This is a genomic window from Bradyrhizobium sp. Kon56 (assembly GCF_055807635.1).
In genome coordinates, this window is the sequence record NZ_JBVVOU010000017.1 from 104,522 (window position 1) to 131,272 (window position 26,751).

The following is a 26,751-nucleotide window of genomic DNA, read 5'->3' on the forward strand; positions in this document are numbered from 1 at the left end:
CTCATTTGCTATAGCGTATGGAGTAGCCTTCCAGGATTGGCAAGCATGGATTTCCGTCAGCTCAGGACCTTCAGTTGCGTGGCGGAACTCGGCAGCCTCTCCAAGGCATCCGACACGTTGCGCGTGGCGCAGCCGGCGCTCTCCCGGCAGATCAAGCTCCTGGAACACGAGCTGCGCACGGAATTGTTCACCCGCAACGGCCGCGGCATGGTGCTCACGGATGCCGGCCGCCTCTTGCTGGCGCGCACCTCCGGCATCGTGCGGCAGATCGACCAGATCCGCGACGACATCCAGTCGTCCAAGGGACCGCCATCGGGCCAGGTCGTGCTCGGCCTGGTCCCGACAGTGAGCTGCGTGCTGTCGGCGCGCTTCGCGCGGCGCTGTGTTGAAAAATTTCCCGGCATTTCGCTGCGCATCGTCGAGAGCTACAGCGGCCATCTCGTCGAATGGCTGCATCGCGGCGAGATGGATCTCGCCATCCTCTACGGCCGCTCCGCCGATCTGCATCTCAACGTGGAGAGCTTGGGGCGCGACAACATCGTCGCGGTGGGTCCGCACGGTTGTGGCCTCGCGCGCAAGAAGAGCGTCGATGTCGGCTGGCTGCTGCGGCAACGGCTGGTGCTGCCCAGTCATTCCCACGGTCTCCGTGCGCTGATCGAGCATGCGGCGGCCCAGCGCAAGATCAAGCTCAACGTCCAGCTCGAAGCGGATTCGTTCCGCGTGCTCACGAGCCTCGTCGAGGAAGGCCTCGGCTTCGCGCTGCTGCCGCCCTCGTCCGTCCACGCCGAGGTCGCGGACGGGCGGCTGGAAACGGCTGTCGTCTCGAAGCCGTTGACGCGCGAGCTCATATTCGCCTCTCCGATCGACCGTCCGGTCTCGACGGCCTCGGTTGCCGTCACCGCCCTCCTGCGCGAGGAAGTCGCCGCCTGCCGCAAGGACGGCGTGTGGGACATCAAGTTGAGTTAGATGTGCCGGTGCGGTTTAGGACAGAAGGCCGTATGCGACCCATCGCATGTTGCACGAGCTGTCATGCCGGAATTTTATAGCTGGGGTGGAGTCGCCCGCTCTCAATCCACCCTCGGTGTCATTGCCCGCGAAGGCGGGCAAATCCGGTATTCCAGAGCCCGCAGTGCTTGAGCCGAGAAGCCGCGGCATACTGGATGCCCCGCTTGCCGCCTACGCTAAAGCTTCGGCGCCCCTGGACCTCAGCCCGGCGAAGCCTTGGCGTAGCCGGGTCGCGGAGCATGACAGCTGAGGTTGAGAAACACCTGCCGTATAGCGAGCACTCTACCCCGGAATCCGCACCGGCAGCGACTCATATCCCTTGATGAAGCTCGAATAGATCCGCTTGGGCTCGCCGACCACCTCGATGCGGTCGAAGCGCTTCAGCATCTCTTCCCAGACGATCTTGAGCTGGAGTTCGGCGAGGCGCATGCCGACGCAGCGGTGGATGCCGAAGCCGAAGGAGAGATGGGTGCGCGGCCGCGGGCGGTCGATGATGAACTCGTTCGGCTTCTCGAACATCTCCTCGTCGCGGTTGCCGGAGACGTACCACATCACGACGCGGTCGCCCTTCTTGATGTGCTTGCCGCCGACTTCAGTGTCCTGCAGCGCGGTGCGCCGCATGTGCGCGAGCGGGGTCTGCCAGCGGATCACTTCGGGCACCATGGAATCGATCAGTTCCGGGTTGGCGCGCAGCCTGTCGTACTGCTCCGGATTCTCGTTCAATGCCAGCACCGAGCCGGTCATGGTGTTGCGCGTGGTGTCGTTGCCGCCGACGATGAGCAGGATGATGTTGCCCATGAGATTGTCGGGGTCCATGAAGCGCGTGGCGTCGTTGTGCGCCATCAGCGACAGCAGGTCGTTGCGCGGCGCGGAGTTGACGCGCTCGTTCCAGAGCTTGGACATGTAGGCGTAGCATTCGTCCATCTCGCGGCGGCGCTCTTCGGCCGAGGCCACGATGCCGCTCTTGGGCAGCGCGGTCGCGACATCGGACCAGCGCGTCAGCTTGCGCCGTTCTTCCCAGGGGAAGTCGAACAGGGTGGCTAGCATCTGCGTCGTCAGCTCGATCGAGACGCGCTCGACGAAATTGAAGGTCTCGTTGCGCGGCAGATTGTCGAGCACGGTCTGCGAGCGCTGGCGGATCAGTTTCGCCAGTTCGTCCAGATGCGTCGGCGTGAACATCGGCGACACCGTCTTGCGCTGCGACGAATGACGCGGCTGGTCCATGGCGATGAAGCTCGGCCAGTCATAGCCTTCCGGCACGTCGCGGATCCCGATGCCACCGAGCGTTGAATCCGAGGAGAACAGGCCGTGATTGGTGTCGACATGCATGATGTCGTTGTACTTCACCACCGACCAATACGGCTCGATCGGCGCATTGGTGCAGTAATGCACCGGCTCTTCCTTGCGCAGCCGCTCGAACCACGGCCACAGGGTGTCGTCCTGGAACAGCCTGGGCGCGCCCGGGTGGAATTGCGCCAGCGGCGTCGCATAGGCCTCCTCGCGCGCCCTGCGCATGCGTTCGGCCTTGTCCACTTGAACCGGCGCTTGGATGTTCATGGTGGTTTGCTCCAGTTGCTTGCTTAACCTCTCCCGCGTGCGGGAGAGGGGGCACAGCTTCCTTGTGGACGTGTCGAACTCATCTTTGCGAATCTAAGCCGCGATCTTCACCGGCAAGGTTTCAAGACCCTTCACGAAACTCGAATAGACCCGCTTGGGTTCGCCGACCACCTCGATATGGTCGAATCGCTTGAGGATCTCTTCCCAAATAATCTTGAGCTGGAGTTCGGCAAGCCGCAAGCCGACGCAGCGGTGGATGCCGAAGCCGAACGAGAGATGCGTGCGCGGCCGCGCGCGGTCAATGATGAATTCGTAAGGCTTTTCGATCGCATCGGCGTCGCGGTTGCCCGAGACGTACCACATCACGACCTTGTCACCTTTCTTGATCTGCTTGCCGCGGAACTCGAAGTCCGCAAGCGCTGTGCGCCGCATATGGGCCAGCGGCGTCTGCCAGCGGATCACTTCCGGCACGAAGCTGTCGAGAAGCGCTGGGTTTTCGCGCAGCTTGCGATATTGCTCCGGGTGCTGGCTCAGCGCGTGGAGCGAGCCCGACATGGTGTTGCGGGTGGTGTCGTTGCCGCCGACGATCAGAAGGATGAGATTGCCGAGGAAGTTCTTCGCGTCCATGTCGCGCGTCGCGGCGCCATGCGCCATCATTGACAACAGGTCGCTCTTCGGCGGCTGTTCGATGCGTTCCTTCCACAGTCGCGTGAAATAGCCCGCGCATTCCGTCAGCTCGGCCTGACGCTCGTCTTCGGTGGCGACGAGGCCGTCGGGGCCGGGAATGGTGGTCGCGATGTCCGACCAGCGCGTCAGCTTGCGGCGATCCTCCCAGGGAAAGTCGAACAGCACCGCGAGCATCTGCGTGGTGAGCTCGATCGAGACATGGTCGACCCAGTCGAACACCTCGCCGCGGGGCAGATTGTCCAGGCACTCGGCCGAGCGCTGGCGGATGCTGAGCGCGAGATTGTCCAGATGCGTCGGCGTGAACATCGGCGCCACGGTCTTGCGCTGCGCCGCATGGCGCGGCGGGTCCATCGAGATGAAGCTCTCGCGGCGCAGTTCCGGATCGATGTCGCGGATGGTGATGCCGCCGAGCGAGGAGGCCGAGGAGAATACCGAATGATTGGTCTCGATCTCCATGATGTCGTTGTAGCGCGTCACCGACCAATACGGCCCGAACATCGAGTCCTTGCAATAGTGCACGGGATCTTCGCGGCGCAGGCGATCGAAATAGGGCCAGAACGTATCGGTCCTGAACAGCTCTGGGTCGCCCGGATCGAACTGCTCCAGCGGCAGTGACGTAGCGCGTGCGCGTAACGCGTCGAGCTTCGCCGCGTTTTCGATGGTCCCATGCATGACCGCTCTCCCTGACATCAACCGCGCGTTCTCGTTGAATTCTGCGCTGCGGTATTTGATTTGCAATTACAGCCGGTTGTCTGCGCCGGAGCAAGGGCGAGTTTTGCCACATGGGTGTGATGTAGCCCGGATGGAGCGGAGCGAAATCCGGGATTCGGTCCGCCACTGCCGCTGTCCCGGATTGCGCTGCGCTCCATCCGGACTACGAGGCCATTGATCCAACAACGTGATCTCGCGCACGCCCTCGGCCGTGGAATCGTGCCAGAAATCGACCGGAATCGAGCTAAATCGAACCCGCCCATCTTGGGGATCGACTAATCTCTGATCTATAAGTTTGATCGAACCAGGTCCGCACCCCGAGGTTGCCGCCGTGAACGACATGCAATGGGCCCCCATCGGCTCCGAACCCTTACCCCCGCCGCTGCCGCCCACGCGGGTCGATTTCACCGGCATCCGTACCGAGTTTCGCAAATTGGTCACCAAGGGTGCCCTGCTCGAGCTCGTCACCTTCGGCTTCTACCGGTTCTGGCTCGTCACCGACATCCGCCGTCATCTGTGGGCGAACACCGCGGTTGATGGCGACGCCGCCGAATATACCGGGCGGGCCAAGGAGCTGCTGGTCGGCTTCCTGTTCGCGCTCGCGATCCTGGTGCCGATCTACCTCGCTTACTTCCTTGTCGGTATCGAGTTCGAACGCTGGCAGGGCTTTGCCTCGACGCCGCTGTTCATCAGCTTCTACGCCTTTGGTCAGTTTGCGATCTTTCGCGCGCGGCGCTATCGCCTGACGCGCACGGTCTGGCGCGGCGTGCGGTTCTGGATGGACGGATCGGGCTGGGCCTATTCGTTCCGCGCCATGCTGTGGGGCTTGCTCGTGTTCCTGACGCTCGGGCTCGCATTGCCGTGGCGCGAGGCCTCGCTCGAACGCTACAAGATGCGGCACACCCATTACGGCGATTTACGCGGCGATTTCGAAGGCGACGGCTGGACATTCTTCAAGCGCGGCTGGTGGCTGTGGCTGCTGAGCCCGATCGCGATGGTGATCTTCCCGCTCGCGCCGTTCTTCTATGCCGAGTTCAAGGCGCGCGAGTGGCGCTGGTGGCTCGACGGTATCCGCATCGGCGACGTCAGCCTGTCCTCGCAATTGCCGCACAACGCATTCTACGCGTTGTACTGGAAAGTGATCGGCTGGTGGATGCTGCTCTCGGCCATCTTCGCCGCCTATATCGGCGGAGCGACCATGCTCGTCGTCAAGCTGAGCGGTCTTTCGGTCGAGCAGGCGTTGGGGCCGGGCAATGCCGCCAAGAGCATCCCGACGCTGGTGATGATGGTGATCGGCTACTTCGCACTCGCTCTCGCCCTCAACATCGTCATGCGGGTCTATCTCCAGCGCGATCTCTGGGCCAAGGTGCTGGAAACTGTCGAGGTGCACAACATCGGAGCCGCGGCGGATGTGCGCGGCAGCGCCGAGCTCGCCAGCGCGCTCGGCGAAGGCTTTGCCGATGGACTCGATGTCGCGGGATTCTGAGCTGTGAGTGAGTTGTCCACAGAGGTCCCGGCGCAATCCGCAAAGCCGACGATCTTCTTCGACGGCGTGTCGAGCCGCAGGCGCCAGGTGGCGCTGACGCTCGGTGACGCGCTCGAGATCCTCGAAGAGGGTGCGACGCCCGTTCGGTGGGCCTATGCCGACATCCGCCGCGCCGATAGCCCGCCCGGCATCTTGCGGCTCGCCTGCGCTTCCGCTCCGCCGCTGGCCCGGCTGGAAATCCGCGACGCTCTGCTCGCGTCAGACGTGACTGCGCGCTGCATGCGGCTCGACGAGCACCAGACCTCGCGCCGCGGGGTCGCAAAAATCGTCGGCTGGTCGATGGCTGCCGCCGTCTCCATTGTCTGCGTCGTGCTGTTCGGCGTGCCGCTCGCTGCCGACCGCCTCGCGCCGCTGGTGCCGAAACCGATCGAGCGGCGCATTGGAGATGCGGCGGAGGTTCAGGTGAAGACGATCTTCGGGCGCAGCGAGTGCCAGGATGGGGCGGGGAAAGCGGCCTTCGTCAAGCTCGTCAATCGGCTGCGCGATGCCGCCGGCCTCGACGACGATTCCATGACCGCGGGCGTGCTGCCGACCCCGGTGCCGAACGCGTTCGCGCTGCCGGGCGGCAAGGTGTTCGTGCTGAAGGGCCTGCTCGACAAGGCCGAAAATGCCGACGAGATCGCCGGCATCCTCGCCCACGAGCTCGGTCATCTCAAGCATTACGACAACATGCGCGGCCTGATCTACAACGGCGGCACCTCGTTCCTGATCGGCCTGTTGTTCGGCGACGTCACTGGCTCGAGCGCCGTGATCTTCGCCTCGCGCGGCGTGGTTGAGGCTTCCTATTCGCGCGAGGCCGAGACCGCTGCGGATACGTTTGCCATCGAGATCATGCACAAGCTCGGCCGTTCGCCTAAGCCTGCAGCCGAATTGATGTTCCGCATCACCGGCAAGGAAGGCGGCGGCCTCACGTCGATCCTGGCGAGCCATCCGCTGACCGAGGACCGCCTCGCGCGCATGACGAAAGAAGACCGCCCCGCCAGCGGCCCGCCGCTGCTCACGGATGCGGAGTGGCAGGCGCTGAAGGGGATCTGCGGCAGCGGCAAGGTGTGACGGCCCGCCCTCAGCGCATCACTTCGCGGGCGCAGCAGGTGGATTCGATCCGGTGGTGACGCTCGGCGCGTTGTTCGGATTGGAGGTCGTGGTCTGCGGGCCGACGTCGCGTCCATTGTAGAAGAAGACGGCAGCGACCACGGCGATCACGAAGATCGCGCCGATCGCCCAGCCCACCGGGCTGTTGCGGCGTGCTCTGTCTGCCCTGCGGTCATCCTGATAGGTCATCGTGCTCTCCATCGTAGAGCAGGAAAACCTTGCGCGAGCGAACCTGTTCCTAACGTGACGCGGTTTGCAAGCCGGCGCCTATCTCGTCCCGTAGGCGCGGTCGCCGGCGTCGCCGAGGCCCGGCAGGATAAAGCCGTTCTCATCGAGACCCTCGTCCACGGCGGCGGTCCAGATCGGGACGTCGGGATGCAGTCCGCGCAGCCGTTCGAGCCCTTCTGGGGCGGCGATCAGACAGGCGAGGCGAATATCCTTGGCGCCGCGCTCCTTCAGCCGGTCGATTGCGGCCACAGTCGTGTTGGCGGTCGCAACCACCGGCGTCACCACGATCGCCAGGCGCTCGCTGAGATCGGACGGCGATTTGAAGAAGTACTCGACCGCGGCAAAGCTGTGCGGCTCGCGGTAGAGGCCAATATGGGCGACGCGCGCGGTCGGCACCAAATCCATCATGCCGTCGACGAAAGTGGTGCCGGCGCGCAGCATCGGCACGAACACCAGCTTCTTGCCCGCGATCTTGGCCGAATGCATCGTCGCCAGCGGCGTTTCGATAACGGTATCGGCGAGCGGCAGGTCGCGCGTCACCTCGTAGCACAGCAGCATGCCGATCTCCTTGATCAGCTCTCGAAACGATTTGGTCGAGATCGATTTGTCCCGCACCAGGGTCAGCTTGTGCTGCACCAACGGATGATCGACGATCGTGACGCCTTGCATGACGGGATGCTCTTGCTTTCTCCCTTCCCCCTTGTGGGAGAAGGTGGCGCGAAGCGCCGGATGAGGGGTCTGTTTCCGCGAACTCGAACGAGAGACTAGAACACCGTGCCGTCGCTGATCACCTTGAGCGGCGGCGAACCGTCGGGCCGGCGCGCCAAGGCGATGGCGCGGCCCGCGGCCCAGGTGCCGCCTTCGAGAATGCTGGCGAGCGGCAATGTCTCAGGAGTGCGCCCGAGTTTGGCGCGGACCAGTTCGGCGAGCCGGTCCAGCAGCGCCACGGTCAGCGCGCGCCACTCGACGACGAGCAGGGAATCCACCGCATGCGCGCGCTCGGCATCGGCGGCGTCGCGCAGCCGCAGCACCTCGTGATCGACGAACAGCCCGCCATTGCGATATTCGGCAAGCCCGGTCAGGCTGTCGATGTCGGTTACGTCGAAGCCGGCGCGCTGCAGCGGCTCGATCAGCGAATAGCTCAGCCATTGCGACAGCTTGTGCAGGGGCACGAGGCCCGCGGTAGCGTCATCGGCCTTGATCGCCGGGTGGCGCCAGCAATCGCCGAGCGGAATCCCGGCAAGCTCCAGCCGCGACGGCCAGATCGGTCCGAGCTGATTCAGCACCGCCGAGAGAATCGCGGGCGCGGGAACCGCGCCGCCCTTCGCCTGCGCCGCGATGTGATCGAACAGACCGCCCGGCCGCGGGGTGTCGTGCGCGCCGAACACGTCCGCCCGCTCCGCCACCAGCTTGCCCAAGCGGCGCAGCAGATCGGTCCGCCCCTCGACCCCGAGCAGCGGATTGGCATCGCTCACCTGAAAGGCCGAAGTGAGCGCGGCGAGTGGCAGTCGCGCGAGCACGTCGGCATCGGTCCTGAAGGGCGCGGGGGGATCGTGGGAAAAAAGGCCGCTTGCGAACATGTCGAGGCTCGCAATCGCGAGTCCCTCGGATCGGCCGATGCTCTGTCCCGTCACCGCGTCGCGGTATCGCCACGCCGCACCCGCGCCGGCGTCGAGCAGCACGCTGACGATGGCAAGGTCGAACTCCGCGCGCGCCCGTGCCGCGCGGTCGGGCCATGACGCCGAATCCGCGAGCCGCGCCCAACGGTCGACGCCATCAAGCACGAAATGCCGCCAGCGCGCATGGAACGGAATCTCCAGCGTCGGATAGGCCTCGCGCGTCACGGCGAGAACGGCGTCGGCAACGCCATCCATGCGATCGAGATCGATGGTGAAATGCGTCAGCCCGCCGTTCAGACCGATCCCAAACATCTCGCCGGCACGCGCGCGAACCGCTGCTGCGCTAAGCAGCGAACGGGCCTGCAATTCCAAAGCGTCTGCCATCAATCGATCAGTATTTTTCCAGCGAACGCCCGACCACGCCGTCGACGTCCTTCTCCGGCGCAATGTCGGTGGAGTAATAGCCGGCGGCCTTCTTCGCGGCGATCTCGACATAGGCGTCGGCGGGAATGAGCTCGGGCGGGATCGGCACGCGCTCGACGATGTCGATGCCCTGCGAGGTCAAAGCGTCGTGCTTCATGTCGCTCATCGAGAGGAAGCGATCGATGCGCTTCAGGCCGAGCCAGTGGATGGTGTCGGGCATCAATTGCTGGAAGCGCGCATCCTGGACGCCGGCGACGCATTCGGTGCGCTCGAAGTAGGCGGCGGCCGCGTCGCCGTCCTCCTGGCGCTTGCGCGCATTGTAGACCAGGAATTTCGTGACCTCGCCGAGCGCGCGGCCTTCCTTGCGGTTGTAGATCACGAGCCCGAGTCCGCCCTCCTGCGCGCCGCGCGCGGATTCCTCGATGCCGTGAATGAGGTAGGGCCGGCAGGTGCAGATATCGGAGCCGAACACGTCGGAGCCGTTGCACTCGTCATGCACGCGGCAGGTGATCTTGGTGCGATGGTCCGGCAGCTTGGTGACGTCGCCGAACATGTAGACGGTGGTGCCGCCGATCGGCGGCAGAAACACCTTCATGTCCGGCCGGGTCACCAGCTCGGGGAACATGCCGGCGGTCTGCTCGAACAGCGTGCGCCGCAGCTCGGTCTCGTTGGTCGCAAAGCGCTCCGCAAGGCCCGGCAGATACCAGACCGGATCGATCGCGATCTTCACCACCGACACGCTGCCATTGGCGTGCACGACGTCGCCGTCGGCGCGCAGGCGCTTGGCGGCGAGCGCCTCGCGGATCTCCGGCAGGTCGAGCCGCGCGCGCGTCACCGCGATGCTCGGCCTGATGTCGATGCCCTCGGCGATGTCCTTGCCGAAATTCTCGGCGACGAGATGCCCCCAGGGATCGAGTGCGACGATCTTGGCGGGATCGCTCCATTGCGGGAACGGCCCGATGGTGGCGGCCGGAAAGGTGTTGGTGAGGTCGGGACGTCGGATCGGATCGAGCGCGCCGGCGGACACCGCGAGCGCGCGGTACATCGCATAGGAGCCGCCATGGCTGCCGATCACGTTGCGATCCCCAGCGCGCGACACCGTGCCGATGATCGGTCCGCGGGCGCGTGCGTCGGCGGCGCCCCAGTGGATCGGGAAGGCGGCTGTCCTGCCCGGCTCCGGATGGGAGGTGAGGCGGATGTGGTCGGTACGGTTCGCGCGGCTCATGACCAAACTCCTAAAAAGCCAACGGCCCGCCGCTCGGACGGGCCTTGGCTCGTCGCGCTGCCGATGCGGAACACCGGCGGCGCGAGCTCAATCCAACATATTGTAGCGGGCAGTCGCGACAGACAAGTTAATCGTGCTGCGCGGGGAAGGGCGGCTCGATGCCAAATTCCCGTCATCGTGCGACCCGGCAGCGCTTGCCCGAGTGCCACGCTACCGCACTGGCGGAGCTCTCCGCCACCGCAGTAAGATGATGAAGTAATTATGGTTTTCACGTTTTCAAGAGGCGCCACACGGTTGGCGTGCCGGGCGTCGAGTTTCCGGACAAAACGTGTCATCAAACCAAAACGTACAGATCGCCTTTGCCGCATCGCCTTCCTTGGAGACCGCCATGCCCGCCCCCGCCTACATCGACCCCCGCAACGGTAAGCTCTATCCGCTGGACCAGCCGCGCTGGTGCTCGGACGAGCGCACGCCGCTGCTGGTGACGCCCGGGGCAGGGATGTCGCGGGAGGAGATCGAGCCGCGCACGCGTTCGCTCTGGCGCTACCGGGCGGCGCTGCCGGTCGAGATCAAGACTCCGATCACGCTCGGCGAAGGCTGCACGCCGCTGGTGCAGCAGGCCTGGGGCGAGCTGCGCCCGTTCTTCAAGCTCGAATGGTTCAACCCGACCGGCAGCTTCAAGGACCGGGGCTCCGCCGTGATGCTGTCGTTCCTGCGGCAGATCGGCGTCGACGCCATTCTGGAGGACTCGTCCGGCAATGGCGGCTCGTCGATGGCGGGTCTCGGCGCCGCCGGCGGCATGCGCGTGAAGATTCTCGCGCCGGCGTCGACGTCGCCGGCCAAGATCGCGCAGGTCCGCGCCTATGGCGCGGCGGTGCAGCTGGTCGAGGGCCCGCGCGAGGAATCGGAGGCCGAGGCGATCCGGCAGTCGAGCCAGACCTTCTATGCCAGCCACAATTGGCAACCGTTCTTCCTCGAAGGCACCAAGTCGCTCGCCTATGAGATCTGGGAAGACCTCGGCTTCCGCGTCCCCGACAACGTCATCGTGCCCGTCGGCGCCGGCAGCAGCCTTTTGGGTTGCGCCCTTGGTTTCCGTGAGCTGTTGAAAGCCGGCCAGATCACCAGGCTGCCGCGCCTGTTCGCGGCGCAGCCGCTCAACTGCTCGCCGATCGATGCAAGCTTCAAGGCCGGCGTCGACACCCCTGTCGCGCGCGAGGTGAACAAGACCATCGCCGAAGGCACCGCGATCAAGCATCCGCTGCGCCTGCGCGAGATCATCGGCGCGTTAAGCGAGAGCGGTGGCGGCACTGTCGCGCTCACCGAGGACGAGATCGTCGCCGCGCTGCGGCGTCTTGCGCTTCAGGGCCTGCTCGCCGAGCCGACCAGCGCAAGTGCTGCCGCCGCGCTGGAGAAACTATCCGCCACCGGTAGCATCAAGGCGACCGAGACCACGGTCGCGGTCCTCACCGGCACCGGCCTCAAGGCCGCGACCATCGTTGCCGATCTCGTGCAATAGGACCGCCAGGGAGGCGAAGCCGTCGCCGTCATGGGCTTGCGTTGAACCTTTGGCATCCGTCGTCAGCCTCATGAAAAACTGACATTGAGCGAAGGGAGAGTTCCATGGCCGATCAAGACCCGTTTGCTGGTTTCAAGGCAGTCCAGAAGGAAGCCTGGTCGCTGTTCACGCCGATGGAAGTGTTCACCACGCCCTCGGCCGCCAAGCTCGTGAGCTTCGCCGGGGTCGCGACCGGCCAAAGGCTGCTCGACGTCGGATGCGGCACCGGCGTTGCCGCGATCACGGCGGCGCGCCGCGGTGCGAAGGTCAGGGGTCTCGACCTGTCGCCGGTCCTGCTCGAGCGCGCCCGCGAGCACGCGCAGCTGGCGAATCTCGATGTCGACTTCGCCGAAGGCGACGCCGAAAGCCTGCCCTATGGCGACAACGAGTTCGACGTGGTGCTCAGCCAGTTCGGCCACATGTTCGCGCCGCGTCCCGAGGTCGCCATCGGCGAGATGCTGCGCGTGCTGAAGCCCGGCGGCACCATCGCCTTCTCCACCTGGCCGCCGCATCTCTATGTCGGACGGATGTTCGCGCTGATCGGCCGCCATCTGCCGCCGCCCGAGGGCGTGGCCTCACCGGTGTCGTGGGGCGATCCGAAGATCGTCGCCGAACGTCTCGCGGGGAAAGTGAAGGATATCGCCTTCGAGATGGACATCATGACGCCGTCCGCACTCAGCCCGCAGCATTTCCGCCGCACCATGGAAACGACGATCGGGCCTTTGATCAAGCTCGTCGCCCAGTACAAGGACGAGCCGGACAGGCTGCGGAGTTTTCGCAGCGAGTTCGAGGCGCTGATCTCCGAATATTACGACGGAAGCAACAACGTGATGCGCCAGCAATTTTTGATGTCGAAGGCGAAGAAGGCGTAAAGCCGCGCCACGGTGCTTTCCTTCTCCCCTTGCGATCTCACTCCTTCAGATCGTTCACGCGCCTCACCCAAATGCGTACATCGGTGAGCACGTCGGGCAGCGCCGCCTTGACCTCAGCCACGGTCATGCCGGCCTTGATGCGGGGATCGTAGAGCAGGTTGAGGATGTACTGGTCATAGACGTCGAAATAGCCCATCGAGACGTTGTCGTTGAACATGGTCCAGGGCACGCTGGCGGTGTCGTTGATCGGGCCGAGCGATTGCAGCAGCTCCTCATAGGCGCAGTCGAGGAAGGTGAAATCGCCGTTGTCGACGGTGAGGATGACGTCGGAATGCTCGATCTCGAAATTGTCGTTCTTGCGGAAGCCGGACAGGCATTGCGGATCGAGCGAGGTGCGGATCTCGCGGGCCTTCTCCGCACCGTAGAAGCTCGAGATGGTGCGGAACAGATCGCGGTCGCGCACGAGCTTCACGCGCACATTCGCCGCTTCGCTGGAGTCGATCATGGCGATGTCGAGATGCTGCACGCGCTTGCCGATGTCGGCTACGACTTTCGCGAGCTGCGCCTTGCGGTCGGCGCGATCGCTCTCGGCGAACACGCGCACCGGTCCGTCGAACTTGCGGATGCGATCGACACGGCCGGCAAGGTGGTATTCGGCGCCGAACGCCGTCTTCAGAAAGCCGTCGACGATCTCGCCGTCGGTAAAGCTCTTCTTCTCGGCGCGCTGGCGCGAAGCGATCGCGGGCAATTCGCCCGCGACGGCGATGGTAGCGGTGTCAGGCGCGAACGCGACGGTGGCGAGCGCCAGCAGCACGATGCGAAAGCCGGACGGAGACGGGGCCAATGCGCTCATTGCCAGGCGACGCTGCCGTATTCGGAACCGACGCACAAGGCCGCATATCCACGCGCCGCCGATTCTTGCTAGTTGTTCAGCACGACCACCGTGGTGCCGACCCCGACGCGGCCGTAGAGGTCGGTGACGTCGTCATTGGTCATGCGGAAGCAGCCCGAGGACACCGCCTGGCCGATCGTCTCCGGCTCGTTGGAGCCGTGGATGCGATAGAGTGTCGAGCCCAGATACATCGCGCGCGCACCGAGCGGATTTTCGACGCCGCCCTTCATGTGACGCGGCAGGTCCGGCCGGCGCGCCAGCATCTGTGACGGCGGCGTCCAGTCCGGCCATTCCTTCTTGGCGGTGATCCGGTGCACGCCGCCCCAGCGGAAGCCGTCGCGGCCGACACCGATGCCGTAGCGCAGGGCCTGGCCGTTCTGGAGCACCAGATAGAGCCGGCGCTCCGAGGTGTTCACCACGATCGTGCCCGGGGCGTAGTTGCCGTTATACATGACGGTGGTGCGGGGAACTGGGCTCGAGCCGCCGCGGAAGAAATTCGGGCCGCCGCCCATGATGTCGCGCGAGTCGAACTCCTCGGCGAAGGCGCCGCCGGCGGTCGCCGACAGCAGTGCGATGGCGGCAATCGGCGCGGCAAAATACCGGATCATTGTTCCCCCAGCAAAAAATCGATTCAACTGAAGTTACAGGCCATATTTGCGGGCTTTCCGCAAGCCACGGCCTCGTGAGACGGGGCATCCTTAACGGTTGGAGTTACCAAACCGGCAACCGCGCCAATTTGCCGGAAAGTATTAGCCAAACCAGCGCATCGCCGCGCGGGGCAGGGCGGCGACGCCGGCTATTGCTTTGACGAGACGAGCGAACAATGATTGATCGGATGGATTGTTGGAACATTGCCGGTTGCGGGAGCTGACGGATGAACGGTGCGGAAAGTCTGGTGCGGACGATGGTCAAGGGCGGGGTCGACGTCTGCTTCTCCAACCCCGGCACCTCCGAGATGCATTTTGTCGCAGCGCTCGACCGCGTGCCCGGCATGCGTTGCGTGCTCGGCCTGTTCGAAGGCGTGGTGACCGGCGCCGCCGACGGCTATTTCCGCATGAAGGGCACGCCGGCCTCGACGCTGCTGCATCTCGGTCCGGGTCTCGCCAACGGCCTTGCCAATCTGCACAACGCCAAGAAGGCGAATTCCGGCATCGTCAACATCGTCGGCCAGCACGCCGTCTACCACATCGGCTACAACGCGCCGCTGACCTCCGACATCGAGGGCCTGGCCCGGCCGATGTCGTCCTGGGTCCGCACTTCGCCGGACTCCAAATCGGTCGCCGCCGACGGTGCCGCGGCGATTGCCGCCGCCAAGAGCGCGCCGCCGCAGATCGCGACCCTGATCCTGCCCGCCGACACCGCCTGGAACGAAGCGGACGGCATCGCCGAGGTTCCGGCCGAGCAGCAGCGAGCAAGCTATTCGCCGCAGGCGGTCGAGCAGGCCGCAAAGATCCTGCACGGCGACGGCGAGGGCACGCTGCTGCTGATGACCGGCAGTGCGCTGAGCGAGCAGGGCCTGGCGCTGGCCGAGCGCATCGCCGCCAAGACCGGTTGCACCGTGATGGGCCCGACCTTCCGTCCCAGGATGGCGCGCGGCCGCGGCCGCTTCTCGATCGACCGCATCCATTACGTGATCGACAACGCGCTGCAGATGCTGGCCAGGTTCCGCCATATCGTGCTGGTCGAGTCCGACGATCCCGTGGCGTTCTTTGCCTATCCGAACAAGCCGAGCATCCTCAAGCCAGAGGGCTGCGAGGTGCATCGCATGACCTCCTGGGGTGAGAATTCGGTCGCTGCACTCGAAGCCCTTGCCGGCGCGGTGAAGGCCAGCGCGAAGGACGTCAAGCCGCAGGCCGCGGCTGAGCTGCTCAAGCCGACCGGCGCACTGACCCACGCCTCGATCGCCCAGTCGATCGCCTATGCGATTCCGGAGAATGCGATCCTGGTCGACGAATCCCTCACCACCGGCCGCGCCTTCTTCCCGCCGACAGCGGCGGCTGCTCCGCACGACTGGCTCCAGAACATGGGCGGCTCGATCGGCTTCTCGACGCCGCTCTCGATCGGTGCCGCGATCGCCTGCCCGGACCGCAAGGTGATCTGCATGGTCGGCGACGGCAGCGCGATGTACACGATCCAGTCGCTGTGGACGCAGGCGAGAGAAAATCTCAATATCGTCACCATCGTGTTCGCCAATCGCATCTACCAGATCCTGCGCGGCGAGTTCGACAATGTCGGCGCCGGCGAGCCCGGCCAGCGCGCCAACGACATGCTGCGGCTCGACCGGCCGACGCTGGATTTCGTGGCGCTGGCCAAGGGCATGGGCGTGCCCGGCCGCGCCGTCACCAACGCGGACGAGTTCAACAAGGCGCTGGCCGAGGCCGTCGCCGAGCCCGGACCGCGGCTGATCGAAGTCCAGATGTAGGGCACCGCATCAGGAGCGCCGAGGGCCGGGGGCAAGATGCAGACCGAGCTGAACAAGGTGATCGCGGCACTCCGGGACTTCTACGCACACGAAACATTCCTGTTCGAGAAGGACATCGGCGAGCGTGCCATCACGCACCGCTTCGCTGTGCATCTGGAGAAGCAGTTCTCCGGCTGGTCGGTCGATTGCAACTACGACCGGCTAGGCGAGCGTACGCTGCATCTGCCGCACGGCACCATCATCTCGACCGACGATCATCTGGGCAAGTCGATCTACCCTGACGTCGTGGTGCATCAGCGCGAGATCCCGAACAATTTGCTCACCATGGAGATCCGCAAGGCCAGCAATCACACCGCGCTCGACCACGACCAGCACAAGCTGATGGCGTTGACCGATGCGCATGTCTGGTTCGCCTTTTGGATCGGCGTGCTGCTGGTGCTGGACAAGGACAACGTGACGATCTCGGAAGTCTATGTCAGCGGCGTCCTCGATCAGCCGCTGTCGCATTGGTTCGCCACGCGGCTGGAGGAGGTCGGCCTCGGGGCTGCGCGTTAGAGCGTCTACTCATAAGTCATATTCGAGGACGAAGCTGAGTCGCCCCGCCGGACGACATCGACTGCTATGATCCGTTGTAGGCGTTCGACGACCAGCCGACCATGAGCGTGACCAGCGTCACAGAACAGGAGCTTGCCTTTTGACAGGCTCTACATACGCTGCGCACATAGTACTCGGGGCTTCGATGGGCGCGTTTCGCTGGTTTTCATTGTTCTTTTTCATCCTAGCCTGCGGCTCGGCTCATGCCGAGCGCCGTGTCGCGCTGGTCATCGGCAACTCCGCCTACAAGAGCGTGCCGAGGCTCGCCAATCCGGCGAACGATGCTGCTCTGGTCGGTGGCATGTTCAAGAAGGCCGGGTTCGACTGGATCGACCTCAGGACTGATCTCAATGCTACCGAGATGCGCAAGGCTCTGCGCGACTTTGGTGGCCGGGCGCGAGACGCCGAAGTTGCCGTCATCTACTACGCCGGTCACGGCATCGAGCTCGACGGGACCAATTACCTGATTCCAACCGATGCAACTCTCGAGACCGATAGCGACGTTCTCGATGAGACCGTGGCACTCGACCGCGCGCTGTTTGCCGTCGAGCCTGCGAAGCAGCTCCGGCTCGTCATTCTGGACGCCTGCCGCGACAATCCTTTCGCCAAGACGATGAAGCGGACGGTCGCTGCCCGAGCCATTGGCCGGGGCCTCGCGAAGATCGAGCCGACGAGCCCGAACACGATGATCGCCTTCGCCGCCAAGGCGGGCTCGACCGCCTCGGATGGCGACTCGAAGAACAGTCCCTTCGCCGCAGCGCTGGTCGAGCGTTTGCCGATGCCGGGGCTCGACCTGCGCAAGGCCTTCGGCTTCATCCGCGACGACGTACTCAAGAACACCGGCTACAAGCAGGAGCCTTATGTATACGGCTCGCTCGGCGGCGACGACGTGCCGCTGGTGCCCGCGAAGCCGGTAGCCGCTCCTGGACCGCAGGCAAGCCCGCAGGACGCGGTTCGCAGAGACTATGAGCTGGCTTTGCAGGCAGGCGAGAAAGACGCATGGCATGCCTTCCTGCGGACGTACCCGGATGGCTTCTACGCCGATCTCGCCAAGGTCCAGTTGAGGAAGATCGAGGCCGAGCAAGCGCGCTCCGCCGCTGCTGAGAAGGCCCGGCAGGCTGAAGATGAGAAAGCACGGCTCGCGGCGGACCGCGCCAAGAAGGCCGAGCAGGACAAGGCGGCCGCTGCCGCCAAAATCGCCGAGGACGCCCGGCTCGCTGCCGAGAAGGCCAAGCAGGTTGAGGAGGCCAAAGCCGCCGCCGCCGAGCAGCGGAGAAAGGAAGCTGAAACCGCCGTTGCCAAAGCGCTCGCCGAGAAGCAGACCGCCGAAAAGGCGCTTGCGGACAAGATCGCTAGTGACACGGCCGCAGCCGAACTCGCTGCCAGACAGTCCGCCGAGAAGGCGAACGACGGTGGCGAGCAAAAGGTCGCAGCCATTGCCCCGACCTCGTCGCAGCCGACCCTATCACCGCGGGAAACAGCGAAGCTTGTGCAGTCGGAGCTGCGTCGCGTCGGTTGTCTATCTGGCGCGGCGGATGGAGACTGGAATGCAGCGTCGCAGCGATCGCTTTCCACCTTCAACAAATACGCTGGCACGAAGTTCGACGCCAAGCTCGCGAGCTTCGACGCGCTCGATACGATCAAGGCCAAACCCGGACGGGTCTGTCCGCAGGTCTGTGATCGGGGCTTCAGAGCGGATGGCGACACCTGCGTGAAGATCGCCTGCCGAGTTGGCTATCGCGTCAATGACGATAATGAATGCGAGAAGGTCCAAGATAAGAAGCCGGTCGCCAGCCGTGAGGAGTCCAAGAAGCGAGATGCAGAACGGAAGCAGGTTGAGACGTCGCCATCGAAGCCGCAAGCATCGAGCCAGATATTTTGCAATGCTGCTGGCTGCCGCCCTGTCGGCAAAGCATGCAGGATAGAGAGCGCCAGCAGTGGTGACATGAGCTCGGTGATGACGGGCCAGGCTGGCCGGAGCAGAGAAGTCTGCAATTGATCGCCTTGCATGGGCTTGGGCTGCTATGGCCCCAAGCAGGCTAGCAGAACTTCGCCCAAGGTCGCATTGTCGCTTCCGCCATCGCCTTTTGATCGATGCGCGCCGCGGTTCACCTCTGCCGGTTGATGAGAGGGGAGCCGCAAGGCCGCTCGCATGACGAGCGGCCTTGCATCATCATCGTCCGTCACCCGCTCAATGCAGCGGGTCGCCCTGGCCGAGTGCGTAGGCGACGAGGTCCTTCAGCGCGAAGCCGGAGCCGGTCACCGGCGTCCATTGCGGGTCGAGCGACAGCACGGAGGAATTATCTCCGAACATCATGCCGAGGAAGACTTCGGCGACGATGCGACCGCCCACCGGTCCGAGCTGCGGTGTCCTGACCGTAGCGGGCCCGCCGGTAGCGGGTATCGCCATGTCGGTCGCGTTTTGCCGCGCCTCGGCCAGGATGTAGGCCCACAGCGGGCAGTTGCCGGCGAACACGCCGTTCGCGATGGTCGCGATCTTGACTTGCGGATCGCCCGCGCCGGGCTCGTCGACGGCCTTGCCGATGATGATCTCGTCGTCGCTCAGCGGCGTCAGGTTCATCGCCCTGGCGACGGCCTGGCCCGACGGCAGTCCGAGCCGCCAGCTGCGCTCGAGATTGCGCAGCGCGAGCGACGCCGGATTGGAGGCGACTTCCGGCGGCAGCTTGCGCAGCGGGTCCACCAGCGAGGCATCGATGCGATAGGCGAACTGCAGCCGCCTCTTGTTGTCGGGATTGGTGTCGTCGTCCTCGACGCCGTAGGGGCGCGTGTCGAGATCGATGAAGCGGCCCCAGTCCATGGCGCGTCCCGGTCCCATCGCTCGGAAGCCGGTCAGTGCGTTGTGGTCGGGATTGTTGGGATCGGGAAAGATCTGCAGCAGCATGTTGGCCGCGTCGTTCAGCCGGTAGCCGGGGCGGATCATGGAGTGCCCGAGCCGGTAGGCCGCGACCGAGAACTCGACCGGCATGAACGGATAGGTCTTCCAATGGTAGTAAGCGAGCTTGCCGCGGTCGTAGCGACCCGCGGTCTTCAGCTGGTCCAGCACGCTGGCGTGGACGATGCGCGGCAGGAAGTCGTTCAGCACCACGTACTGATAGTGGAATCGAACGCGCTGCTGCACCTCTTCGAACGACAAACTGTCATTGTCGTCGACCATGCGGTTGTGAAAGCGCAGCATCAAGGCTTGAAACTGCGAGACAATGCTGTTCTCGTCGTTGCGGGGATCGCCGATCAGCGCGCGGCCCTTGAAGCGCGGCAGATCGACTGCATCGGGCACGCCCGCCCCGGTGACCTTCTCGCCGAGCCGGAACTTGATGTCGTCATACATGTAGGGCTGGTCGTTCGGGCCGCGGCCGTAGACATTGTCCATGTCGAGTGACGGCGTGCGGAAGTCGACGAGCCCGTCGGGGTCCTGCTGCTTGGTCAGCGAGCTGACCGGATCGAAGGTGATGTCGTGGTCGATGAACTGGCCAAAATAAGTGTAGAGCGAGGGAATGCCGCTCTCTTCCGCATCCGGCCCGTCCTTCGGCCCGTCGAAGCCGGCGACCATCTTGTCGGCGAGCGCCGACAGGTTTGCGACAGCGTCGGAATCGTTCGGGCCGAATTTGGCCGGTGCGAGCTTGCGGAACATGCGGCCGAAGCGGCCTTGCGAAAGCGGCGAACGCGTTGCGTTCAGACCGCGCGGAACAATTGCGTGGCGGCTGCTCATTGAAACACCTTCCTGAAAAGTCGAATGGAAAGATCGGGCTAAGGTTTCTCGCGCTGGAGTTTGCAGCCTAGGCGCGATTACGCCTGCCACGAGCGAGATGGATCACAATTGCCCGGTATCGAAATTTTCGGAAGGTGCGCCTTGGCCCGCAAGCCACGGCTGCGCATCGTGAATTTCTCGGTGCTGATGACGGATAACATTCTCGTCATCGACGGACGCAAGCGGCTTCGCACAGTTTCAATTCGCCGGCACGTCGGCGGAGCGGGTCGTCTTCACGCAAAAATTGTGGCGGCGCGCGCGTCATACGCGCACGCCGCCAATTCGTCAGTAGTCGCGCTGCTGCGAGAACGCGTAGCGCGGGTTGATGCCGCAATAGGACGACGTGCCGGAGGCGGTAGCGAGGCACTGCTGATAGCTGGCGAACTGGCAATTGCCGGGGTAACCCCACGAGCGGCCCTGGATGCAATATCGATCGTTCGCAGGATGTGCCTGGGCTGCCGGGGATGCTACGGCGAGCAGGGCCGCGAGCGATGCGAGAGTGAGGATGGTGCGACGCATGTCAGTCTCCTTCGAGAGCGAGTGGGTGGGAATGCCAGCGAGCCTGGCTCGTCTGTTGCGCAGTCATGCCTGTATTGGTGTCGCCAGAATGCTTTGCGTTCGCGACAAGGGCACATCATGACGCAGCCTGCTGCCGGCAATGTGATCTCGGCCACAGTTCACCATGGGGTTCGAGCCTATCGTGAACGGACTTGCACGCGTCGATCCCGCAGAAATACGCTTGCCTTATTCGGATCAGGTATTTTGGAGGTTCTAATGCAGAAATCATACTTGCTGGCTGCGACAGCAGCGCTGGCGCTTCTCATGCAGGCACCGCTCGCGTTGGCGCAGGGCGCACCAGCCGCCGCCGGAACCGCGGCGCCTGCGGCGACAACCGCCGCGCCGGCAGCGACGCCGGCAGCGCCGGGCGCAACCAGCGACACCTCCAGCCAGCCGACCGACTCCAAAAAGAGTGCGTCGAAGAAGCCGGCGAAGAAGAAGATGACGCGGCAGCAGGAGATCGATCACTCGGTCGACAGCGGCACGGTGCCCGCGCGCTACCGCAGTTCGGTGCCGAAGCAATACCAACAATACATTCCGTTCGATAAGCAGTGACGGATCGCACGGCAGCGCGGCGTGATCGGGCATCGCGCCGCCAATGCCATCGCGTGAAATAGGACCTTGGCCGGACGGAATCCGGCCATACATCCCCAGTGGCGGTCCGCGCGAGCGGTGCTAGAGTAGGTCGAAGCCTGGGGGGAGTAATGAGTGACGACGTGAAGGATGCTGGCCTCGTGGCGATGATCAGCAGCATCCTGGGAGGCAACAGGCGCGCCGCAGACAGTGTTGCGCCGCCGCCGGTCATCGAGGTTCCGCCGCCGACCGCGCCGACGAACGGATTTGAGCTGGTCGAGCTGCCCGCCGCCGATACGCCGCCGGCCAACCTCGAGGACAAGCCCGAAACAAATTCCGAGAACGCGCTCGATGCGGCGCTGGCCCCCGCGAAGTCAGTCGAGCCGCCAGCGAAGATCGCCACGACACCTGATGGCAAGCAGTTGCTGCCTGCTGAAGCGATCGCCGATCTCGTCCTGGGTGAGCTGCGCAAGCTCGAGAATTTTCCGGCGACCGGCGCCTCCGTCACGGTCTACGGCTACAGGCACTGGAACGCGATGATCACCTTCGCGCCGTTCTCGACCACGTTCCGGGATGCCACGCGGTTCCGGCAGGCCATGCCGGACATCGTTTTCAAGCTGCGCCGTTTCGTCGTACTTGAGATATGATCCGGGATGATCGCCAGCTTCTGCCCGCCGCGATTGCTTGCGGCGCGAAGGCGCGGGCCGTGAGCCCGAACAGTTCGACAGGATTTTCGACTTGAGCGTTGCCTTTACCAAGGAAGAGAGCGCGGAAACCGCCGCCGAGACGCTGTTGCCGGATCGGCCGATCTCGCCGCATCCAAATCTCGTGACGGAAGCAGGCTTGCAGGCGTTGCAAAAGCAGCTTCAGGACGCGCGCGAGGCCTATGAAGCCGCGCAAGCCATCGAGGACGTCAACGAAAAGCGCCGGCAGTCGGCGGTGCCCTTGCGTGACGCCCGCTATCTCACCGAACGGCTGCGCACGGCGCAGGTCATTCCCGCCCCGGCCTCGACCGATGTCGTCGCCTTCGGCAGCACGGTGACGTTCAGCCGCGCCGATGGCCGCGTGCAAACCTATCGCATCGTCGGCGAGGACGAAGCCGATCCCAAGGCCGGCACGATCTCATTTGTGGCACCGGTGGCGAAGTCGTTGATGGGGAAGGCGGTCGGGGATGTCGTGGGATCGGGTGCGCAGGAGATCGAGATTTTGTCGATTGAGTAGGGGGCGTTTATCGATGGTTTCCGCTGTGTCCGCGCAACAAGGCGCGATAGCTGGATGAGGCGGTTTCTGTCGGGAGCATTGCCGTTTTACGCGCTGGCCGGGTTGGCCATGTGCATGTACCTCGTCCTGTACAGGACAAATCTCTTCGACCTGAACGCCATCGTCCAGGATGCGACCGGCTCGGCGTGGTTTCCGGCCTTCATATTCGTCTGCGTGCTGCTGGAGGCGGTCTTCCCGTATTTTGGCTATTTCCCCGGAACCGCTCTCATCCTGATGTCCGTGGCGCTCAATCCAAAGCCCGCGGACGTCTCCGTTTTCATCGTGGCGTGGTTGGCCATCATCCTGGGCGCCGTTCTGAGCTACGGACAGGCTCGTTTTTTCAGACCGCTGTTGCAGCGGATTGCCTCAAAGGCGGCACTGAACCGGTGTGAGTCCCTCCTCGACGCCTACGGTCCTTACGCGCGAATTGCGCTGTTCGTTCATCCCAACGCCTGCGCGATGTATTTCACGGCACTCGGACTCCTCGGCCGCAACCTGACGCGCGAGCTCGCCTATCTCGGCGTGGGCGCAGCAGCCTCTGTGGGCATTCTGTTCGTCGTGGTGACCAGACTTGTGTCGTCCGTAGGCACCACGGACGATGGAGAATTGCAGCTGCTGCTGGCCGCAGCGCTGGTTACTATCGGCACCCTGGTCGGTTTGTACGCAGCCTGGCGACCGGCGCGGGTTGCGTGAAGCTTGATGCGATCGCGCTTCAGGTCCCCCGCGATGATGCCATCATGCCGGTGTTTTGCCCGACGAGTCAAATTATATTTCGGAAAAGTCGCAATCCTGTAACTCATTGATCCGACTGAGGTCGGCTACTGTGCATGGGGTTGTTTTCGCTGTTTTTGATTTGGACGGGTGAAGACAGCCGCCGAGCGTCGGTTATCGTCCGCAACAAATTATGGTTCAGGAAGGTGAATGGTGGGCGCACAAGGGATCGAACCTTGGACCTCTCCCGTGTGAACCACAATCTGTAGATCCAAGCGGGCCCCACGTAGCCATAGTTCTGTCGAAATAATGCATTTTCTTACAGTGCCTTATGGCTGTTTAAGCCTCAGTGAGCCATAAGCGGCCATACTGCATTTTGTGTGCCCCTGTTGTGCCCCCTCAGATTTTTCCCTTGGGGCACAAACATGAGGGAGGGTCCGAGCTACGGTCTCTCGGTCGTTCCTTTTTGGGGCACACAGTGAAGCTTGGAGGGCCGGTTCTGATAGGGCGCGATTTTCCCCTCGCGGGGCACGCCGGGGCACAAAAGGTGGGGAAAGAGTCATGCCAGAGCCGACCAACCAGCTAACACTCACGGATGCGGTGATCCGCAACGCCACGCTGCCGCTCGGCAAGACCCAGCATTATCTCCACGACGACAAGCTGCCCGGCCTCGCTCTGCGCATGCGCGCCACCGGCGGCCGAACCTGGGTCTACCTCTTCACCAAGCCGGGGGTGAGAGGGACCCAGCGAAAGACCCTCGGCCCGTGGCCCAAGTACAATGAGAAGGCCGCGCGCAAGGCTGCCACCATCGCCGCCGGCGAGGTGGTCAAGGGCACGGACCCCAACGATGCGAAACGGGAGGCGAGGCGGCAACAGGCAGCCGAGAAGCAACGCACCATCCTGGCGGACCTCATCGCCGAAGATGGTCCCTACCAGACGTCCTTGACCGGACGTCAGGTCGTCAACTGGAAGCCAGCCATGTCGGCATTGCGGCGCGGGCTCAAGCAGCAGGCCGAAATCGGCCTGGGCGACTTGAAGCGGCGGCAAATCATGGCGGCAGTCGACCGCGTCGCCAAGGCCGGCAAGCGCGGCGCGGCCAAGGACCTGCGCAAGCACACCCACACGTTCCTCGAATGGTGCGTCGGCGAGGGCTATGTCGACCACAATGTGCTAGCTGGCTATCGCGAGCCCAAGGAAACTCGTGCGCAAAGAGTGGGACGCCGAACGAAGGGCCGCGCACTGAGCGATGAAGAAATCATCAAGGTTTGGCATGCGTCCGGCAAGCTCGGCACCTTTGGGCTACTGACAAGGATGTGCTTGCTCGGCGGCGCGCGCCGGAGCGAGCCGACTATCATCGAGTGGCAGAAGCACATCATGGACGACCGGATCACCTTCGATGCGGCATGGACAAAAATGGGTCTGCACCACGATGTGCCGCGCACGCGCCTCGTTGACGAGGTGCTTGCGGCTGCGAAGCATTTCCAACGGGCCACGTCCGACTATGTCTTCCCGTCACCAAAGACCGGCGGCCAGATGTCGGGCTTCACCAAGATGGTCAACCAGCTGGTCAAGGAGTCGGGTGTCGCCAAGTTTACCATGCATGACTTGAGGCGCACTCTCCGCACTGTCATGTCACGCTGCGGCTACGATAACGAGATCCAGCGACTGTGTGTCGGGCAAAAGCCTGGCGGAATCGATCAAGTCTACAATCACGACGAACAGTGGATCATTCGCAAGATGGCGTTTGAAGCAGCTCATGACTACATCGCGGAATTGGTTGGCGCGATCAGGGTCGGCGGGGCCGTGCGCCTGCAGCGAACGAATCCGCTCGATCCAATCAAGGCCGAACTGCTCGGCCGGCTTCGCGAACACTATGCAGCCGAAGCGGCTTAGTGGTTTTGTCCGGCCAAATAGTCACGCACCGCATCGACACGATAGAGCGGGCGGCCGTCGACGTAGCGCCATTTCAGCGGGTGGTTCGGATCACGCCGCCACTGCTCCAATGCGCCAGGCGTCCGCCGGATAACGGCGGCCGTCTCTAATGCCGTTAAATTGGAGCTGGCCGGCAGCGCATCGATATCGAACGTCGCGGGCGGCGGCACGCCACGATTCCTGCGACGCCGCTTTGTGGCAGGCGGCATCTCACCACTATTTGGCGGTCCTATCGCCTCGGTCGGAGGCTCTTCGTTTTCACCGTTCATGCCTCCGCCCCCAACCCTGATCCGGTTTGAGGCAATAAATCGCAGACGTCAGCAGCAATATAGAAATCGATGGCGCAGGTATGGCTGCTGGGTAGTGTGGCGTACAAATAGGACAAATCGTGCCTGTTTTCGGAGGGCTCCCCGGTTAATCAAAAGCCTTGCCCAAGCCCGGGGGGCGGGATAGTAGGTTCGTGCAGCTGCTCGACTAAGAACGCGAGGAGCAGATGTACCAAGCTTACCTTGAGCAGCACACGCGTTTCATCCCGCGGGACTTCGTACAGAACCACGGTAGCGGGCTTAGCGAAAGGCACGGATGACTGGAACGCCGTCTCGACCCCCTGGACGCCCCTGCGCTCAATCTGTTTCAGACGACAGGTCGCAACCCAGCACAACTCATTTCAGATTTTAGCTACATATTCTCGACTACAAATCAGAGGATGACCGGTAAGCAAGCGCCGTGCTATTCTTTCTGTGCCCGCATGCTCTTTATGATTCCGCATGCAAACCTTTTCACCCTGCTTGATCTACTAGATGACCCACGGTCGTCACCAAGCCGACCAAGGAGTTCATCGACCCCGGCGGCCGCCGCAAGGTCAAGGGCAACATGGATATCGAGCTTGCCGTCGACGCCATGGAGCTCGCCGGGCATATCGACCAGATGGTGCTGCCGGGCTGATCGCCAATATGGTTCGGTCTTCAGCAACGGACAGAATAGAGAATAGTCCTCGCGGCCGGTCGGTTCGCATTCTGACATTGCGCTGCTTGCTCGCGAGCTTCGCATGATCGTGTTGCGTTCCGCGCGCTCATCGACATGCGCGCGATGATGCCGGGTGCGCTTTAACGCGCAACAAAGCCCTAGCGAGTAGCATTCGAAACTGAGGTGAAGCCTAAAGCGAAAATAGTTCCGCTTTGACGCTCTGGTGGAGCTTAACTGGCTGCGGCTAAACGACAAATTTAGTTATGCACAGTAATCATGATGACTCCACCGCGATAATAAAAAATAAGGTTGGGGAAACAGAAACAGGGAGTTTTTGCGATGGAAGCTATGCGCCGCTTTCGCGCGATGGCGCTGCTATGCCGACAGGCCGCCGTGCGTGATCCTGAGAGAAGCTGGAAGCTGCTCGCAGAGGGAGAATACTGGGAACATCTGGCGGCTGCGGCTTTGGTTCACTGAAGTTTGGGCTAGCGATTGTTTGTTCTTTCTCTTTTCATCGACTTCTTTCAAATCATATTTTGAGACGCGTTGGCGAGCCG

The 26,751-nt window shown here is 63.6% G+C and carries 24 protein-coding genes and 1 pseudogene; 14 read left to right on the forward strand and 11 right to left on the reverse strand.

Features of this window, described 5'->3' with window-relative positions:
* The first annotated feature begins 45 nt into the window (after positions 1–45).
* Positions 46–966, forward strand: a complete 921-nt coding sequence (locus AC0L3B_RS24970; protein WP_247489388.1) for a LysR substrate-binding domain-containing protein — start codon at positions 46–48, stop codon at positions 964–966.
* A 321-nt stretch (positions 967–1,287) separates the two neighbouring features.
* Here the strand turns inward: AC0L3B_RS24970 and AC0L3B_RS24975 are convergent, their stop codons facing one another.
* Together AC0L3B_RS24975 and AC0L3B_RS24980 are read right to left on the reverse strand one after the other, a co-directional pair.
* Entirely contained in the window at positions 1,288–2,562 is a 1,275-nt protein-coding gene (locus tag AC0L3B_RS24975) for a cytochrome P450 (protein WP_018453687.1), read from the reverse strand.
* A 93-nt stretch (positions 2,563–2,655) separates the two neighbouring features.
* A complete protein-coding gene (locus AC0L3B_RS24980; protein WP_018453688.1) occupies positions 2,656–3,921 on the reverse strand; it encodes a cytochrome P450 in 1,266 nt (421 codons plus the stop codon).
* 379 nt (positions 3,922–4,300) lie between these two features.
* Here AC0L3B_RS24980 and AC0L3B_RS24985 point away from each other — a divergent pair, with 379 nt between their 5' ends.
* Positions 4,301–5,446 carry a YjgN family protein gene (locus AC0L3B_RS24985; protein WP_204514001.1) on the forward strand — a complete coding sequence of 382 codons (1,146 nt, stop codon included), beginning with the start codon at positions 4,301–4,303 and terminating at the stop codon, positions 5,444–5,446.
* Positions 5,447–5,449: 3 nt separating this feature from the next.
* Positions 5,450–6,559 (forward strand): M48 family metallopeptidase, encoded by a 1,110-nt coding sequence (locus AC0L3B_RS24990; RefSeq protein WP_473381169.1) that lies wholly within the window; start codon positions 5,450–5,452, stop codon positions 6,557–6,559.
* Between the two features lie 18 nt (positions 6,560–6,577).
* On the opposite strand, the gene AC0L3B_RS24995 is transcribed toward AC0L3B_RS24990, so the two are convergent.
* The 4 genes from AC0L3B_RS24995 to AC0L3B_RS25010 all read right to left on the reverse strand — a co-directional run bounded on the left by AC0L3B_RS24995 (position 6,578) and on the right by AC0L3B_RS25010 (position 10,093).
* Positions 6,578–6,787 (reverse strand): hypothetical protein, encoded by a 210-nt coding sequence (locus AC0L3B_RS24995; protein ID WP_026232575.1) that lies wholly within the window; start codon positions 6,785–6,787, stop codon positions 6,578–6,580.
* Between the two features lie 78 nt (positions 6,788–6,865).
* Positions 6,866–7,495, reverse strand: a complete 630-nt coding sequence (gene upp / locus AC0L3B_RS25000) for a uracil phosphoribosyltransferase (protein ID WP_456653419.1) — start codon at positions 7,493–7,495, stop codon at positions 6,866–6,868.
* 95 nt (positions 7,496–7,590) lie between these two features.
* Entirely contained in the window at positions 7,591–8,829 is a 1,239-nt protein-coding gene (locus AC0L3B_RS25005) for a URC4/urg3 family protein (protein WP_473381170.1), read from the reverse strand.
* 7 nt (positions 8,830–8,836) lie between these two features.
* Positions 8,837–10,093, reverse strand: coding sequence for a GTP cyclohydrolase II (locus AC0L3B_RS25010; protein WP_007614497.1), 1,257 nt, complete (start codon positions 10,091–10,093; stop codon positions 8,837–8,839).
* A 388-nt stretch (positions 10,094–10,481) separates the two neighbouring features.
* On the opposite strand from AC0L3B_RS25010, the gene AC0L3B_RS25015 reads away from it, so the two are divergent.
* On the forward strand, positions 10,482–11,609 hold the full coding sequence (locus AC0L3B_RS25015) for a threonine synthase (protein ID WP_377829249.1): 1,128 nt from the start codon (positions 10,482–10,484) through the stop codon (positions 11,607–11,609).
* A 104-nt stretch (positions 11,610–11,713) separates the two neighbouring features.
* A complete protein-coding gene (locus tag AC0L3B_RS25020) occupies positions 11,714–12,520 on the forward strand; it encodes a class I SAM-dependent methyltransferase (RefSeq protein ID WP_377829250.1) in 807 nt (268 codons plus the stop codon).
* A gap of 37 nt (positions 12,521–12,557) precedes the next feature.
* Here the strand turns inward: AC0L3B_RS25020 and AC0L3B_RS25025 are convergent, their stop codons facing one another.
* Positions 12,558–13,373: a DUF2927 domain-containing protein gene (locus tag AC0L3B_RS25025; protein WP_018453696.1), complete on the reverse strand. Its 816-nt coding sequence runs from the start codon at positions 13,371–13,373 to the stop codon at positions 12,558–12,560.
* A 68-nt stretch (positions 13,374–13,441) separates the two neighbouring features.
* Positions 13,442–14,020 (reverse strand): L,D-transpeptidase, encoded by a 579-nt coding sequence (locus AC0L3B_RS25030; protein WP_007596474.1) that lies wholly within the window; start codon positions 14,018–14,020, stop codon positions 13,442–13,444.
* Between the two features lie 266 nt (positions 14,021–14,286).
* Here AC0L3B_RS25030 and AC0L3B_RS25035 point away from each other — a divergent pair, with 266 nt between their 5' ends.
* From AC0L3B_RS25035 to AC0L3B_RS25045, 3 genes are all read left to right on the forward strand, one after another.
* Complete coding sequence (locus AC0L3B_RS25035; protein WP_377829251.1) at positions 14,287–15,834, forward strand: acetolactate synthase large subunit; 1,548 nt, start codon at positions 14,287–14,289, stop codon at positions 15,832–15,834.
* Between the two features lie 36 nt (positions 15,835–15,870).
* Entirely contained in the window at positions 15,871–16,389 is a 519-nt protein-coding gene (locus AC0L3B_RS25040) for a hypothetical protein (RefSeq protein ID WP_473381171.1), read from the forward strand.
* Positions 16,390–16,573: 184 nt separating this feature from the next.
* The gene (locus AC0L3B_RS25045; protein WP_473381172.1) at positions 16,574–18,427 is read left to right on the forward strand and encodes a caspase family protein; all 1,854 of its coding nucleotides are present in this window, start codon (positions 16,574–16,576) and stop codon (positions 18,425–18,427) included.
* Positions 18,428–18,619: 192 nt separating this feature from the next.
* Here the strand turns inward: AC0L3B_RS25045 and AC0L3B_RS25050 are convergent, their stop codons facing one another.
* Positions 18,620–20,155, reverse strand: a complete 1,536-nt coding sequence (locus AC0L3B_RS25050; RefSeq protein WP_377791939.1) for a peroxidase family protein — start codon at positions 20,153–20,155, stop codon at positions 18,620–18,622.
* 324 nt (positions 20,156–20,479) lie between these two features.
* The gene (locus AC0L3B_RS25055; RefSeq protein ID WP_007596464.1) at positions 20,480–20,713 is read right to left on the reverse strand and encodes a DUF3551 domain-containing protein; all 234 of its coding nucleotides are present in this window, start codon (positions 20,711–20,713) and stop codon (positions 20,480–20,482) included.
* Between the two features lie 255 nt (positions 20,714–20,968).
* On the opposite strand from AC0L3B_RS25055, the gene AC0L3B_RS25060 reads away from it, so the two are divergent.
* The 5 genes from AC0L3B_RS25060 to AC0L3B_RS25080 all read left to right on the forward strand — a co-directional run bounded on the left by AC0L3B_RS25060 (position 20,969) and on the right by AC0L3B_RS25080 (position 25,189).
* Positions 20,969–21,307, forward strand: coding sequence for a hypothetical protein (locus AC0L3B_RS25060; RefSeq protein ID WP_473381173.1), 339 nt, complete (start codon positions 20,969–20,971; stop codon positions 21,305–21,307).
* Between the two features lie 149 nt (positions 21,308–21,456).
* Positions 21,457–21,972, forward strand: a complete 516-nt coding sequence (locus AC0L3B_RS25065) for a hypothetical protein (protein ID WP_085349548.1) — start codon at positions 21,457–21,459, stop codon at positions 21,970–21,972.
* A 91-nt stretch (positions 21,973–22,063) separates the two neighbouring features.
* Positions 22,064–22,546 carry a transcription elongation factor GreA gene (gene greA / locus AC0L3B_RS25070; RefSeq protein ID WP_204512277.1) on the forward strand — a complete coding sequence of 161 codons (483 nt, stop codon included), beginning with the start codon at positions 22,064–22,066 and terminating at the stop codon, positions 22,544–22,546.
* 54 nt (positions 22,547–22,600) lie between these two features.
* A complete protein-coding gene (locus tag AC0L3B_RS25075; RefSeq protein WP_026232578.1) occupies positions 22,601–23,278 on the forward strand; it encodes an SNARE-associated domain-containing protein in 678 nt (225 codons plus the stop codon).
* A 579-nt stretch (positions 23,279–23,857) separates the two neighbouring features.
* Positions 23,858–25,189 carry a tyrosine-type recombinase/integrase gene (locus AC0L3B_RS25080; protein ID WP_473381174.1) on the forward strand — a complete coding sequence of 444 codons (1,332 nt, stop codon included), beginning with the start codon at positions 23,858–23,860 and terminating at the stop codon, positions 25,187–25,189.
* On the opposite strand, the gene AC0L3B_RS25085 is transcribed toward AC0L3B_RS25080, so the two are convergent.
* Complete coding sequence (locus AC0L3B_RS25085) at positions 25,186–25,497, reverse strand: hypothetical protein (protein WP_473381175.1); 312 nt, start codon at positions 25,495–25,497, stop codon at positions 25,186–25,188. The genes AC0L3B_RS25080 and AC0L3B_RS25085 overlap by 4 nt on opposite strands.
* Positions 25,498–26,035: 538 nt before the next feature.
* Between AC0L3B_RS25085 and AC0L3B_RS25090 the strand changes: the two are divergent.
* Positions 26,036–26,164: pseudogene (locus AC0L3B_RS25090) on the forward strand (NYN domain-containing protein); the annotation flags it as partial.
* Between the last annotated feature and the right edge of the window lie 587 nt (positions 26,165–26,751).

Coding starts and splice junctions, on each gene's coding strand:
- AC0L3B_RS24970 (WP_247489388.1), top strand. CDS start 46: ATGGATTTCCGTCAGCTCAGGACCTTCAGTTGCGTGGCGGAACTCGGC.
- AC0L3B_RS24975 (WP_018453687.1), bottom strand. CDS start 2,562: ATGAACATCCAAGCGCCGGTTCAAGTGGACAAGGCCGAACGCATGCGC.
- AC0L3B_RS24980 (WP_018453688.1), bottom strand. CDS start 3,921: ATGCATGGGACCATCGAAAACGCGGCGAAGCTCGACGCGTTACGCGCA.
- AC0L3B_RS24985 (WP_204514001.1), top strand. CDS start 4,301: ATGCAATGGGCCCCCATCGGCTCCGAACCCTTACCCCCGCCGCTGCCG.
- AC0L3B_RS24995 (WP_026232575.1), bottom strand. CDS start 6,787: ATGACCTATCAGGATGACCGCAGGGCAGACAGAGCACGCCGCAACAGC.
- upp (WP_456653419.1), bottom strand. CDS start 7,495: ATGCAAGGCGTCACGATCGTCGATCATCCGTTGGTGCAGCACAAGCTG.
- AC0L3B_RS25005 (WP_473381170.1), bottom strand. CDS start 8,829: ATGGCAGACGCTTTGGAATTGCAGGCCCGTTCGCTGCTTAGCGCAGCA.
- AC0L3B_RS25010 (WP_007614497.1), bottom strand. CDS start 10,093: ATGAGCCGCGCGAACCGTACCGACCACATCCGCCTCACCTCCCATCCG.
- AC0L3B_RS25015 (WP_377829249.1), top strand. CDS start 10,482: ATGCCCGCCCCCGCCTACATCGACCCCCGCAACGGTAAGCTCTATCCG.
- AC0L3B_RS25020 (WP_377829250.1), top strand. CDS start 11,714: ATGGCCGATCAAGACCCGTTTGCTGGTTTCAAGGCAGTCCAGAAGGAA.
- AC0L3B_RS25025 (WP_018453696.1), bottom strand. CDS start 13,373: ATGAGCGCATTGGCCCCGTCTCCGTCCGGCTTTCGCATCGTGCTGCTG.
- AC0L3B_RS25030 (WP_007596474.1), bottom strand. CDS start 14,020: ATGATCCGGTATTTTGCCGCGCCGATTGCCGCCATCGCACTGCTGTCG.
- AC0L3B_RS25035 (WP_377829251.1), top strand. CDS start 14,287: ATGAACGGTGCGGAAAGTCTGGTGCGGACGATGGTCAAGGGCGGGGTC.
- AC0L3B_RS25040 (WP_473381171.1), top strand. CDS start 15,871: ATGCAGACCGAGCTGAACAAGGTGATCGCGGCACTCCGGGACTTCTAC.
- AC0L3B_RS25045 (WP_473381172.1), top strand. CDS start 16,574: ATGGGCGCGTTTCGCTGGTTTTCATTGTTCTTTTTCATCCTAGCCTGC.
- AC0L3B_RS25050 (WP_377791939.1), bottom strand. CDS start 20,155: ATGAGCAGCCGCCACGCAATTGTTCCGCGCGGTCTGAACGCAACGCGT.
- AC0L3B_RS25055 (WP_007596464.1), bottom strand. CDS start 20,713: ATGCGTCGCACCATCCTCACTCTCGCATCGCTCGCGGCCCTGCTCGCC.
- AC0L3B_RS25060 (WP_473381173.1), top strand. CDS start 20,969: ATGCAGAAATCATACTTGCTGGCTGCGACAGCAGCGCTGGCGCTTCTC.
- AC0L3B_RS25065 (WP_085349548.1), top strand. CDS start 21,457: ATGAGTGACGACGTGAAGGATGCTGGCCTCGTGGCGATGATCAGCAGC.
- AC0L3B_RS25075 (WP_026232578.1), top strand. CDS start 22,601: ATGAGGCGGTTTCTGTCGGGAGCATTGCCGTTTTACGCGCTGGCCGGG.
- AC0L3B_RS25080 (WP_473381174.1), top strand. CDS start 23,858: ATGCCAGAGCCGACCAACCAGCTAACACTCACGGATGCGGTGATCCGC.
- AC0L3B_RS25085 (WP_473381175.1), bottom strand. CDS start 25,497: ATGAACGGTGAAAACGAAGAGCCTCCGACCGAGGCGATAGGACCGCCA.